Below are 13,085 nucleotides of genomic sequence, written 5' to 3'. Positions count from 1 at the left end.
CGTGGTTGCCCGAGTCTTAACAAATGCGGGCTTAGGCCGCATCTTTCTGGGGATTATCGGGATCTATGCCGTAATCTTTGAGCTTGCGATAAAGTGTGGACCGCCCGATGCCAAGCTTGCGTGCCACTTGACTCATCTGTCCGCGATAGAATTTAAGCGCGAATCGGATGAGTTCCTCCTCGACATCGGCAAGCTTGCGCACGTCGCCTGAGGGGTTGACGCTAGCGATTGCATTTTCAGAGGTCTCGGAGAGGCGGTGGTGGTGGACCTCACCGTGCGTCGGAACCCGGTAGTCTTCGCTATATGCCTCGTCCGGGTCGAGGCCGGTATTGTCGGCCACGAGCGCCAGGTGATCCACCACTTCATATTCCGGAAGCTGGGCGGCGATCTGCGGGAAGTCCGCCTCGGTCAGCTCCGGCCCCTCGGCCAGAACGACCGCGCGGAAGATCGCGTTTTCGAGCTGGCGGATATTGCCCGGCCAGTCATAGGCGGTCAAAAGCGCCAGCGCGCCCGAATTCACCGTCATGCGGCGGCCGTTCTTCTGCTCGCTGGAGAAGCGGTCGGCAAAGACGCGCACCAGGTGGGGAATATCTTCCTTGCGCTTGCGCAGCGCTGGAATGGTGATCGGGAAGACGTTGAGGCGATAGTAGAGATCTTCGCGGAAATGGCCGTTCTTGACCTCCTCGATCAGATCCTTGTTGGTCGCCGAAATCAGCCGGACATTAACCTTGTGGGCGGTGCGCGCACCGACAGTCTCGATTTCGCCCTGCTGCACGGCGCGCAGCAGCTTCACCTGCACTTCGAGTGGCAGGTCGCCGATCTCGTCAAGGAAGATGGTGCCGCCGTCGGCTTCCATGAACTTGCCGATGTGACGTTCGGTCGCGCCGGTGAAGGCGCCCTTTTCATGGCCGAAAAGGATGCTCTCGACGAGATTGTGCGGAATCGCTCCGCAATTGACGGTGACGAACGGCTTGTTCGAGCGTTCGCCGCCGGACTGGATGGCGCGCGCCACCAGCTCCTTGCCGACGCCGGATTCGCCTTCGAGCACGACGGGAATATTGGATTGCGCCGCCCGCTGGGCGAGATCGATGACGCGGAGCATTGCCGGGCTGGCCGAAACGATGTCGTCGAAACCGACGGAGCCTGAGCGCGACCGGCGTCCGGCCCGTGCCTTCACCTCGCGCTGGTCGAGCTTCATTGCATTCGAGATCGACGTCGCGATGCGTTCGGGCGAAACCGGCTTGACGACGAAATCGAAGGCGCCGGCGCGCATCGCCTGCACGACGGTTTCGATACCGCCCTGGCCTGTCTGAACGATCACGGGGATCTGCGTACCGAATTCGTGAAGCGCGTCGAGAAATTCGAGGCCGGTCATCTCGGGCATCATCAGGTCGAGCACGATGACGTTGAAAAGGCCGCTGTCGCGCTTGACCATTTCAAGGCCAATCCGGCCGTTTTCCGCCTGGTGCACGACATGGCCGTGACGCTCGATTGCGTTCTTGAGCAGGCGGCGCTGCACCGGGTCGTCTTCGACCACGAGGATTTGCCCTGCTCCCTTGAGCTCATTGTAACCGGTCATTGTCGCCTCACTTCATGCGAAACCATGGAGGGCACTCTCGCAGAAAGGCTTGAACATCCAGTTTTGAGAAATAATTGCATTTTAACGATTGCAACGACTGATTTTCGTGCCGAAACGAGGTCTTTGATGGGGCGAAAGGCCCTTGATGCGGGGCCTCCTCACGCTTATTCAAACAGACCTGATTTAAAGTGGAGAGGAATTGCGTTCATGAAAATCAAGCTCCCGCACGCCAGCCTTCGCTTGTCGCCTGCAGCGCCAGCTGGGCCCGCCGATCCGGCGCTCGGCGATCTGCCGGTCTGGAAGCTGCAGGACCTCTATCCCTCCGCCACGTCAACCGCCTTCGTCGCCGACATGGAAAAGGCCGGCAAGGCCGCGATCGCCTTCGAGGAAAGGTGGAAGGGCAAACTCGCCGACGCCGCGACGAAAACCGGCACCGAGGGCATCGGCGCGGCGCTGAAGGAATATGAGGCGCTTGATGACATCATGGGCCGCCTCGGCTCCTTTGCCGGCCTCACCTATTTCTCCGACACCACAAACCCGACCAACGGCAAGCTCTACGGCGACGTGCAGGCCAAGATCACCGAATTCTCAGGCCATCTCCTGTTCTTCGCGCTGGAACTGAACCGCATTGACGACGCGGTCATCGACGCCTGCATCGCCAATGACCCCGATGCCGGCCACTATCGCCCCTGGATCATCGACCTCAGGAAAGACAAGCCCTATCAGCTCGATGACAGGCTGGAGCAGCTCTTCCTCGAAAAGTCGATGACATCGGCCTCCGCCTTCAATCGCCTGTTCGACGAAACCATGGCGGAACTCCGCTACGAGATCGATGGCGAGAAAGTGCCGCTCGAAGTTGCCTTGAACATGTTGCAGGAGAAGGATCCGGACGTGCGCCGCAAGGCCGCCATGGCGCTCGCCGAAACCTTCAAGGCCAATATCCGCATCTTCACGCTGATTACCAACACGCTTGCCAAGGACAAGGATATCTCCGACCGCTGGCGCGGCTTCGAGGACATTGCCGACTCCAGGCACCTCGCAAACCGCGTCGAGCGCGAGGTCGTTGATGCGCTCGCCGCCGCCGTCCGAGAAGCCTATCCCCGCCTTTCGCACCGCTATTATAAGATGAAGGCGAAATGGCTCGGCATGGAGCAGATGAACTTCTGGGACCGCAACGCGCCGCTTCCGGAAACCTCCAGCGCCGTCATCTCCTGGTCGGAGGCAAAGGACACGGTGCTGTCGGCCTATGGCAATTTCGCCCCCGAGATGGCCGATATCGCCAGGCGCTTCTTCGACGAACAATGGATCGATGCCCCGGTTCGACCGGGCAAGGCGCCCGGCGCCTTTGCCCATCCGACAGTTCCCTCTGCCCATCCCTATGTGCTCGTCAACTATATGGGCAAGCCGCGCGACGTGATGACCCTTGCCCACGAACTCGGGCACGGCGTGCACCAGGTTCTGGCCGGCGCGCAAGGCGCGCTGATGTGCCAGACGCCGCTGACGCTTGCCGAAACCGCCTCCGTCTTCGGCGAGATGCTGACCTTTCGCACGCTTCTCGAAAAGACCACCGACAAACGCGAGCGCAAAGCGATGCTCGCCCAGAAGGTCGAGGACATGATCAACACGGTCGTGCGCCAGATCGCCTTCTACGAGTTCGAACGCCAGCTGCACACCGCCCGCAAATCAGGTGAACTCACCGCCGACGACATCGGTGAACTCTGGCTCTCCGTCCAGTCCGAAAGCCTGGGGCCGGCGATCAGCATTTCCGAGGGCTACGAGACTTATTGGGCCTATATCCCCCATTTCATCCACTCGCCCTTCTATGTCTACGCCTATGCTTTCGGCGATTGCCTGGTAAATTCGCTCTATGCCGTCTACCGGAAGGCCGAGAAGGGCTTCCAGGAGAAGTATTTCGAACTGCTGAAGGCCGGCGGCACCAAGCACCATTCCGAATTGCTGAAGCCTTTCGGCCTCGACGCCACCGATCCGTCGTTCTGGAGCCAGGGCCTGTCGATGATCGAAGGGCTGATCGATGAGTTGGAGGCTTTGGATAGAGCGTAAGGCTCGGCCAGACTCGAAACGAGTAGGCGCCTCGATGGGCAATTGTAACATTTGATCGACCAACCGCGCTCTATAGCGTCCATTAGGAACCATGACGGCAATCCACCCTCCCTCATTCCTGTACTTGTCACAGGAATCCAGCGCGCCCAAGTCCTTGGGCGCGGGAGACTCCTTGTTTGCCGGAAATGAGTCATTCACGGCGCGGACGCGCCGTGGCTGGATTCCTGTGACGAGCACAGGAATGAGGGAGGTGGGTGTTGCCGCCGTCTCGGCCTACAGCGAAACCACGAGCTTGGGATCGCCCAGCGATGCAGACCACAAAACCATCGCAAGCATCGGATAACCAAGCAAGATGCGGCGCAACCATGTCTGACCCCTATATTCTCTTCCGCGACGACACGACCGAACAGGTGATGCTGTTCGCCGATCCGGCGGAGATCATCGTGGCCAACACGCCCGCCGAATTCTTCAGCGGCCTCGCCCGCATGGAAGTAGCAAAGGCGGAAGGCAAATGGCTTGCCGGCTACATGGCCTACGAGGCCGGGTATCTCTTCGAAGAGAAACTTGCTTCCTTCGTCGGCGAAAATCGCAAAATGCCGCTCCTCTGTTTCGGCGTATTCGACGCCCCGCAACCGGACACACATCCGCTTACCCAGCCGAAACAGCGTCTCGAAAACGAGGAATTCCTCACCGAACCGAAAGCCGCCTGGGATTTCCCTATATATAAAGAGCGCTTCGACCGACTTCACGAGCATCTCAGGCTCGGCGACGCCTACCAGGCGAACCTCACCATGCCGGTCGAGGCCCGCTGGAATGGCGATCCTCGCGCCGCCTTCTGGTCGCTGATCGAACGCCAGCCGGTCAAATACGGCGCGCTGGTCAATCTCGGCGGCCCCGTCATCCTGTCGCGCTCGCCCGAACTGTTCTTCCGCACCGATGCGCAGGGCTGGATCGAGACCCATCCGATGAAAGGCACGGCCAAACGCGGCGCCACCGCCGCCGAGGATGCCGAAATCATTGAGGCCATGCGCAATGATATCAAGACGCAGGCCGAAAACCGCATGATCGTCGATCTGCTGCGCAACGATATCTCCCGCATCACCGAGGTCGGCACGCTCGATGTCCCGAAGCTCTTCGATGTCGAAACCTATCCGACCGTCCACCAGATGGTCAGCCATGTGCAGGCGAGGCTGCGCCCCGGCCTTTCGATCCGCGACATCTTCGCCGCCCTTTTTCCCTGCGGCTCGATCACCGGGGCGCCGAAGATGCGGGCGATGGAAATCCTCCATACGCTCGAGGATGCTCCCCGCGATGCCTATTGCGGCGCGATCGGCATGATCTCGTCCAGCGGCGCCATGCGTTTCTCCGTCGCGATCCGCACCATCACGCTTTTTGAGCGCGGCAGGGCCGTTTTCAATGTCGGCGGCGGCATCGTCTTCGATTCGACCGCCGAGGCCGAATACGAGGAGTGCCTGCTCAAGGCCCGCTTCGCCGTCGGCGACCAATGGATCGCGCGATGACCGACTTTTCGCTGATCGAGACGCTGCGCTGGCAGCCCGGCGACGGCTTCATCCGCCTGCGGCTGCATCTCGCCCGGCTTTCCCGCTCCGCCCGCCGCCTCGGCTTCCCACAGCCGATCGAGGCGGCCGCCAAGCTCGAGGACGCCGTTGCAGGCTTTGCCGGTCCGCTGCGCATCCGCCTGACCTTCGACGCGCAGGGCCGCATCGAGGTAACGAGCGCGGCTTTCGTGCCGCTGGCGCCGAAGACGGTCTGGACGGTGCGCATCGCCGAGACCCGTCTTGATTCCACCGACAGGCTGCTGCGCCACAAGACCACCCGCCGCGCCGTCTACGAGACGGCGCGGGCCGAATATGCGCCCGATGACGCCGATGAAGTCATCCTGTTGAACGAGCGCGGCGAGGTCTGCGAGGGCACCATCACCTCCGTCTTCCTGGATGACGGGGCCGGCTCGCTGCGCACTCCGCCGATCTCCTGCGGCCTGCTTTCGGGCGTGCTGCGCACGGAGCTCATTTGCGCGCGCAAAGCGCGTGTCGGCCGCCTCACACTTGCCGATCTCGATGCCGGCACGCTTTATATCGGCAACTCGCTACGCGGCCTGATCCGCGCCGATCTTGTCAGGAGCTGACCATGTTCATTCTCTCCCTCACCTATCTCAAGTCCAATGACGAAGCCGACAGGTACATGGAGCCGCACATGGCCTGGGTGAAAGAGGGCTATGCCAAGGGCTGGTTCCTCGCCTCCGGCCGCAAGATACCGCGCACCGGCGGCGTAATCCTCGCAATCGGCGACCGCGCCGCTATCGAGGCCTATGTCGCCGCTGATCCCTTCACCATCCATGGCGTCGCCGCATACGACATTACCGAGCTCACCGTGACGACAACGGCCGAAGGGTTGGAAATCCTGAAACACTGATTTTAATAGAGCGGGGCGGATGTTCCCGTCACCCCTTGCCGGCCTGCCCGGCCGATATTTGGCCTTTGCCCCTCAACGCTCTTTATTGTGACGCCGTTTTGTGGTTAGAGCCGATCACCTCGCAATTTCTGCGGCAATTTCAAAAGAATTCTTCAGGCTGATCGCCTTCGTCCCCTTCCACAGGAGAAAAGAATGACGGAAAAGAACCATCCGGTATATGCCGAAATTACCGGTCCGATCGTGATGATCGGCTTTGGCTCCATCGGCCGCGGCACCCTGCCGCTGATCGAGCGCCACTTCAAATTCGACAAGAGCCGGATGGTCGTCATCGACCCGCGTGAAGAACCCTCCGACATGGAGATTCTGAAGAAGCACGGCGTCCGCCACATCAAGGAATATGTCACCAGGGACAATTACAAGGAGCTGCTGAAACCGCTCCTGACCGAAGGCGAAGGCCAGGGCTTCTGCGTCAACCTCTCGGTCGACACCTCCTCGCTCGACATCATCAAGCTCTGCCGCAAGCTCGACGTTCTCTACATCGATACGGTCGTCGAGCCCTGGCTCGGCTTCTATTTCGACAAGAGCATGAGCAACGCCGACCGCACCAACTATGCGCTGCGCGAAACCGTGCGCAAGGAAAAGGCGAAGAACCCCGGCGGCGCCACCGCCGTCTCCACCTGCGGCGCCAATCCGGGCATGGTCTCCTGGTTCGTCAAGCAGGCGCTGGTCAACCTCGCCAATGACATTGGTGTCAAGTTCGAGGAGCCGGACCAGCACGATCGCGAAGGCTGGGCAAAGCTGATGAAGAAGCTCGGCGTCAAGGGCATCCACATTGCCGAGCGCGACACCCAGCGCACCAAGCATCCGAAACCGCTCAACGTCTTCTGGAACACCTGGTCCGTCGAAGGCTTCATCTCCGAAGGCATGCAGCCGGCCGAACTCGGCTGGGGCACGCATGAAGAATGGATGCCGAAGAACGCCAAGAAGCACAAGAAGGGCAACAAGGCGGCGATCTACCTGGAGCAGCCGGGCGCCAACACCCGCGTGCGCACCTGGTGCCCGACGCCCGGTCCGCAATATGGCTTCCTCGTCACCCATAACGAGTCGATCTCGATCGCCGATTATTTCACGGTCCGCGACAAGGACGGCAAAGTGACCTTCCGCCCGACCTGCCACTACGCCTATCATCCAGCCAATGACGCCGTGCTCTCCCTGCACGAGATGTTCGGCAATGGTGGTACGTCGCAGCCGGTCCATCACGTTCTCGACGAGGACGAATTGGAGGACGGCATCGACGAACTCGGCGTCCTGCTCTACGGTCATGAGAAGAACGCCTACTGGTATGGCTCGCGACTGTCGCTCGAAGAAACCCGCCGCATCGCGCCCTACCAGAATGCCACCGGCCTGCAGGTCACATCAGCCGTTCTCGCCGGCATGGTCTGGGCGCTGGAACACCCGACGGCCGGCATCGTCGAAGCCGACGAGATCGACTACAAGCGCTGCCTCGAAGTGCAGATGCCCTATCTCGGCCCGGTCGAAGGTCATTACACCAATTGGACCCCGCTCGACGGCCGTCCGGGCCTCTTCCCAGAGGACATCGACACCAAGGATCCGTGGCAGTTCCGCAACATTCTCGTTCGCTGAGAGTGCTCGCATACGCTCGATAATGCCCGCCGCAAGGCGGGCATTTTTGTAACGCCGGCTGTATAAATGGCGCCCCCGCGGCGCCAAGCCTTGCCATCATGTCGGGCGCACGCCATGTTTTGCCCGAACTTGGTGGGTGACCGCCACGCCGAATCGCCGGGAGAAGCCTTATGAAAATCAGAACTGGTCTCGTTCTTGTCGGTGCCGCGGCCGCTCTTGCCGCCTGCGTTTCACCGGAGCCGCGCCCCATGCCGATTGCGGCCGCGCCCGCCGCCACCGGCGTCGAAGGCAATTGGAGCGATCCAAACGGCATCGTTTCCACCTTCCAGGGTGGGACTTTCACAACCCGCACCACCGACAGCAACCAGCTTCTCGCCTCGGGCACCTACATCAATACCTCGCCGACGCTGGTGGAGATCAATATGACCTCGCTGGTACGCAAGACCCAATCCAAGGTCAATTGCGCCCTCGTCAATCCGAGCCAGCTCAATTGCACCTCGGATTCCGGCGCCCAGTTCACCCTTTCCCGCCGCGGCTGAAAGTGAGGCGATAGGCCGAAAGCACCATGCGGGCCGTCGCCGGTTACCTGATCCTGCTGCTCGCAATGCGCTTGCGGCGTTGGCGTCGTGTTGCCTGCCAACGATGCTCAGGACATCGACGCTTCCGATTGGGACGGACCGCTGCAACTGTTGATCTTCGCCCTGCCGGTCGTGCTGATCTTTGGCGTCGGCACGCTCCTTGTCTATCGCGCCGGGCGGCGCTTTCATCGCCTCGTTTCCCTTCTCTGCCTGTTCATGGCGCTCTCCGCGGTTCCGAATATTGCCGAGGCTATCCACGAACTCCACCGAAACGACGCCGGCGGCGAATGCCGGGGTAGCAGCCGGCTTTTTTGTCCCGCCCCTCTTGGAAAGAGTGCCGTCTGGCCCAGCTTTCCCTTGCAGTCATATGCTGTGTCATGGAACATCGGCATGCCGGGTACCGCCCCGGCGGACTATGGAAGGGATCGGCGAGGGGGATCTTTCGCCTCAATCAGGAGAACAGGGATGACGAAGTCTTTCAGCTTCGGTCTTTTGACCGCGTCCATGCTGGCGCTGAGCGCGGGCGCCGCCTTTGCGGATTACGAACTCAATATTCTTCATATCAACGATTTCCATTCCCGCATCGAATCGATCAACAAGTTCGATTCCACCTGCTCGGCCGAGGAGGAAGGCAAGAAGGAATGCTTCGGCGGTGCCGCGCGCCTGAAGACCGCGATCGACCAGCGCCGCCAGGCGCTATCGGGCAAGAATGTCCTTCTGCTGAACGCCGGCGACAATTTCCAGGGCTCGCTCTTCTACACCACCTACAAGGGCGCGGCCGAAGCCGAATTCCTGAACCTGATGAAGTTCGACGCCATGACCGTCGGCAACCATGAATTCGACGACAGCGAGGATGGTCTCGCGACCTTCCTCGACAAGGTGCAATTCCCGGTCGTGACGGCGAACGTCAAGGCGACCGCTGCCTCCAAGCTCGGCGACCGCATCAAGCCGTCGCTGGTGCTCGATGTCGGCGGCCAGAAGATCGGCATCGTCGGCGCCGTCACCAATGATACGCCCGAATTGTCCTCTCCCGGCCCGAACGTCACCATCGCCGATGACGTCCAGTCCATTACTTCAGCGGTTCAGGAGCTGAAGGGCCAGGGCGTCAACAAGATCATTGCGCTCACCCATGTCGGTTATCCCCGCGACCTCGCCGTCATCGCCAAGATTCCGGATGTCGATGTCGTCGTCGGCGGCCATTCCCACAGCCTGCTGTCCAACACCGATCCGAAGGCTGAAGGCCCATATCCGACGATGGTCGACAATCCCGGCGGCTACAAGGTGCCGGTCGTCCAGGCTGCCTCCTACAGCAAATATCTCGGTGATATCGTCGTCAATTTCGACGATAGCGGCGTCGTCAAGGATGCCAAGGGCGACCCGATCTTGATCGACTCGTCCTTCACGCCCGATCCGGCCATCGTCACCCGCGTCGCCGAACTCGCGAAGCCGATCGAGGAATTGCGCAAGAAGGTGATCGGCGCCTCCGAAGGTCCGATCGAGGGCGATCGTAAAGTCTGCCGCGTCAAGGAATGCTCGATGGGCAATCTGGTGGCCGACGCCATGCTTGACCGCACGAAGAACCAGGGCGTCACCATTGCCGTTCAGAATGGCGGCGGCCTGCGTGCTTCGATCGACGGCGGTGATGTCACCCAGGGCGAGGTCATCACCGTGCTGCCCTTCCAGAACACGCTCGCCACTTTCGAGGCCACCGGCGCAGACGTCGTCAAGGCGCTCGAAAACGGCGTCAGCCAGATCGATCAGGGCGCCGGCCGCTTTCCGCAGGTCGCCGGCCTGAAATTCTCGTTCGACCAGTCCAAGCCTGTCGGCAGCCGCGTCAGCGATGTCCAGGTGAAGGAAGGCGACAGTTTCGCTCCGATCGACCAGGCGAAGACCTACAAGCTAGCTACCAACAACTTCATGCGGGCCGGCGGCGACGGCTATTCGATCTTCAAGGAAGGCAAGAATGCCTATGATTACGGCCCGGATCTCGCCGACGTAACCGCCGAGTATCTGGCTGCGCATTCGCCTTATAAGCCCTATACCGATGGCCGCGTGACGGAAATCGGCACGACTGTGGCGCAGGCGCCGGCATCAACCACCCAACCTGCCCCCGCCCCTGCAGCTCCGGCAACGCCGGCACCAACCGCCGAGCCCGCCCCTGCTCCTGCAGCACCGGCCGCACCCGCTCCGGCCACCGAGCCTGCTCCGGCTGCACCGGCCGCACCCGCGCCCGCCGCGGAACCGACGCCGGCGCCGGCAGCCTCCGCGCCTGCGGCAACGACGCCCTCGACCCACGTGATCGCAGCCGGCGACACCTTCTGGGATCTCGCCGTGACCTTCTATGGCGACGGCACGCTGTGGCGGAAGCTTTCGGAAGCCAACGGCAAGCCGGACCCGCGGCACCTGACGGTCGGCAAGGAGATCCAGGTTCCCGCCAAGTAAGACGATTTGTCTCGACGCCATCGGCCGGCCCGGGGTTTCCCGGGCCGGCTTTTCTTTCTATAGCGTGAACCATGATCTCGAAGCTGCGTATGAGCCGACGAGACAACGAGTATTGGGGCCAGAATGACAGCAGATATTTCACTCCGTCCGGCGGATCATCCGGCCGTCAAGTCAGGCAAGATCGGCGTCCTGCTGGTCAATCTCGGCACGCCCGACGGAACCGACTACGCCTCGATGCGCCGCTATCTCAGGGAGTTCCTGACCGATCGCCGCGTCATCGAATGGTCGCGCTGGAAGTGGTATCCGATCCTGTTCGGCATCGTGCTCAACAGGCGCCCGCAGAAGGTCGGCAAGGCCTACGAGCTGATCTGGAACAAGGAGAGGAACGAAAGTTTTCTCCGTACCTATACGCGCAATCAGTCGGAACTGATGGCCGGGCGGCTGAAGGATCTCGATAACGTCAAGGTCGACTGGGCGATGCGCTATGGCACACCGTCGATCGCCTCACGCATCGACGTGCTGAAGCAGGAGGGCTGCGACCGTATCGTGCTCTTCCCGCTTTATCCGCAATATGCCGCGGCGACGACCGCCACCGTCAACGACAAGGCCTTCCAGAAACTGCTCACGATGCGCTGGCAGCCGGCGCTGCGTACCGTGCCCGATTATCACGACGACGAGACCTATATCGAGGCGCTCGCCCAATCTGTCGAACGGCAGCTTTCGACACTCGACTGGAAGCCGGAGATGCTGATCGCCTCCTTCCACGGCATTCCGATGTCCTATTTCAAGCAGGGTGATCCCTATTACTGTCAGTGCCAGAAGACCGGACGGCTGTTGCGCGAGCGGCTCGGATTGACCGAGGAAAACTTCATGGTCACCTTCCAGTCCCGCTTCGGGCCGGAGGAATGGCTGCAGCCCTATACCGACAAGACGGTGGAGAAACTCGCCCGCGACGGCGTCAAGCGCATCGCCGTCATCAATCCCGGCTTCGTTTCCGACTGTCTGGAAACGCTCGAAGAAATCGCCGAGCAGGCCGCCCATTCGTTCCACGAAAATGGCGGCGAGAAGTTCGCGCATATTCCCTGCCTCAACGACAGTGAGGACGGCATGAAGGTGCTGGAAAAGGTCGTCCGCCGCGAATTGCAAGGCTGGGTCTGAGAGACCTTCGCGGACCCGTCATCCGACGGGTCGCCCCGATGAATCCTGCCGAGACGCCACATTCTATTTCCCTCGGAGGTGGTGCATTTCTTCCTCGCAAAGAACATGCTAACTCACCACATTCAGTGAGTGGGCGCATGCGCCGATGGGAGGGTTTTTCATGCTTTTGGGCGGTTTCGATATCGTTGTGATCGTGCTGGTCGTCTTCGTCATCCTGGTCCTCTTCGCCGGGATCAAGACGGTGCCGCAGGGCTACCGCTATACGATCGAGCGCTTCGGCCGTTATACCCGCACGCTGGAGCCGGGCCTCAACCTCATCACCCCCTTCATCGAGCGCGTCGGCGCCCGATTGAACGTGATGGAGCAGGTGCTGAACGTGCCGACCCAGGAGGTGATTACCAAGGATAACGCCTCGGTTTCGGCCGATGCCGTCGCCTTCTATCAGGTGTTGAACGCAGCTCAGTCCGCCTATCAGGTTGCCAACCTGGAAAACGCCATCCTCAATCTCACCATGACCAACATCCGCTCGGTCATGGGCTCGATGGATCTCGACGAACTGCTTTCCAACCGCGATGCGATCAACGACCGGCTGCTGCGTGTGGTCGACGAGGCCGTGCAGCCCTGGGGCATCAAGGTCACCCGCGTCGAAATCAAAGACATCCAACCGCCGCGCGACCTCGTCGATGCGATGGCCCGCCAGATGAAGGCCGAGCGCGAAAAGCGCGCGCAGGTCTTGGAAGCCGAAGGCGCGCGCAATGCGCAGATTCTGAGGGCCGAAGGCGCCAAGCAATCCGCGATCCTGCAGGCCGAGGGCCAGCGCGAAGCCGCCTTCCGCAACGCCGAAGCCCGCGAGCGCCTGGCCGAGGCCGAAGCCAAGGCGACGCGGATGGTCTCCGAGGCGATTGCCGCCGGCGACGTTCAGGCGATCAACTATTTCGTCGCGCAGAAATACACCGAAGCGCTCGCCTCGGTCGGCTCTGCGCCCAACTCCAAGATCGTGCTGATGCCGATGGAAGCCTCGTCTATCCTCAGCTCCCTCGGCGGCATCGGCGCCATTGCCCGGGAGGTCTTCGGCGACGCCGGCAATCCGCCGCCTCCGCCGCCGCGTCCGCGCCCCGCGCCGGTCCGCTCGACGCCGCCGATCAATCCGCCGAGCCCCAACCCCTTCAACCCCGATCCGGAGCGCTGAG

10 protein-coding genes are annotated in these 13,085 nt (G+C 61.5%); 9 read left to right on the top strand and 1 reads right to left on the bottom strand.

The genetic code is table 11. The features are described 5' to 3' along the window. Nucleotides 1-31: 31 nt before the first annotated feature. Nucleotides 32-1,579 carry a sigma-54-dependent transcriptional regulator gene (locus tag PYR71_RS18155; RefSeq protein WP_183917995.1) on the bottom strand — a complete coding sequence of 516 codons (1,548 nt, stop codon included), beginning with the start codon at nucleotides 1,577-1,579 and terminating at the stop codon, nucleotides 32-34. Nucleotides 1,580-1,786: 207 nt separating this feature from the next. Here PYR71_RS18155 and PYR71_RS18150 point away from each other — a divergent pair, with 207 nt between their 5' ends. The 9 genes from PYR71_RS18150 to PYR71_RS18110 all read left to right on the top strand — a co-directional run bounded on the left by PYR71_RS18150 (nucleotide 1,787) and on the right by PYR71_RS18110 (nucleotide 13,084). Beyond that, nucleotides 1,787-3,640 carry a M3 family oligoendopeptidase gene (locus PYR71_RS18150; protein ID WP_275620322.1) on the top strand — a complete coding sequence of 618 codons (1,854 nt, stop codon included), beginning with the start codon at nucleotides 1,787-1,789 and terminating at the stop codon, nucleotides 3,638-3,640. Between the two features lie 365 nt (nucleotides 3,641-4,005). Further along, nucleotides 4,006-5,160: an aminodeoxychorismate synthase component I gene (locus tag PYR71_RS18145; protein WP_275620321.1), complete on the top strand. Its 1,155-nt coding sequence runs from the start codon at nucleotides 4,006-4,008 to the stop codon at nucleotides 5,158-5,160. Next, the gene (locus PYR71_RS18140) at nucleotides 5,157-5,786 is read left to right on the top strand and encodes an aminotransferase class IV family protein (RefSeq protein ID WP_275620320.1); all 630 of its coding nucleotides are present in this window, start codon (nucleotides 5,157-5,159) and stop codon (nucleotides 5,784-5,786) included. The genes PYR71_RS18145 and PYR71_RS18140 overlap by 4 nt, the downstream gene beginning before the upstream one ends. 2 nt (nucleotides 5,787-5,788) lie before the next feature. Beyond that, complete coding sequence (locus tag PYR71_RS18135; RefSeq protein ID WP_275620319.1) at nucleotides 5,789-6,073, top strand: YciI family protein; 285 nt, start codon at nucleotides 5,789-5,791, stop codon at nucleotides 6,071-6,073. Between the two features lie 192 nt (nucleotides 6,074-6,265). Then, on the top strand, nucleotides 6,266-7,717 hold the full coding sequence (locus PYR71_RS18130; protein ID WP_275620318.1) for a homospermidine synthase: 1,452 nt from the start codon (nucleotides 6,266-6,268) through the stop codon (nucleotides 7,715-7,717). Nucleotides 7,718-7,887: 170 nt separating this feature from the next. Beyond that, nucleotides 7,888-8,256, top strand: a complete 369-nt coding sequence (gene omp10, locus PYR71_RS18125) for an outer membrane lipoprotein Omp10 (RefSeq protein WP_275620317.1) — start codon at nucleotides 7,888-7,890, stop codon at nucleotides 8,254-8,256. Between the two features lie 504 nt (nucleotides 8,257-8,760). Next, nucleotides 8,761-10,737: a 5'-nucleotidase C-terminal domain-containing protein gene (locus PYR71_RS18120; RefSeq protein ID WP_275620316.1), complete on the top strand. Its 1,977-nt coding sequence runs from the start codon at nucleotides 8,761-8,763 to the stop codon at nucleotides 10,735-10,737. Between the two features lie 123 nt (nucleotides 10,738-10,860). Further along, nucleotides 10,861-11,895: a ferrochelatase gene (hemH, locus tag PYR71_RS18115; protein ID WP_275620315.1), complete on the top strand. Its 1,035-nt coding sequence runs from the start codon at nucleotides 10,861-10,863 to the stop codon at nucleotides 11,893-11,895. 160 nt (nucleotides 11,896-12,055) lie between these two features. Further along, nucleotides 12,056-13,084, top strand: coding sequence for an SPFH domain-containing protein (locus PYR71_RS18110; protein ID WP_275620314.1), 1,029 nt, complete (start codon nucleotides 12,056-12,058; stop codon nucleotides 13,082-13,084). The last annotated feature ends 1 nt before the right edge of the window (nucleotide 13,085 follow it).

Source organism: Rhizobium mulingense, from assembly GCF_029194105.1.
In the GTDB taxonomy this organism is placed as follows: Bacteria; Pseudomonadota; Alphaproteobacteria; order Rhizobiales; family Rhizobiaceae; genus Rhizobium; species Rhizobium mulingense.
The sequence above is the reverse complement of the archived record's forward strand: the minus strand, read 5'-3'. Positions and strand labels throughout refer to the sequence as shown.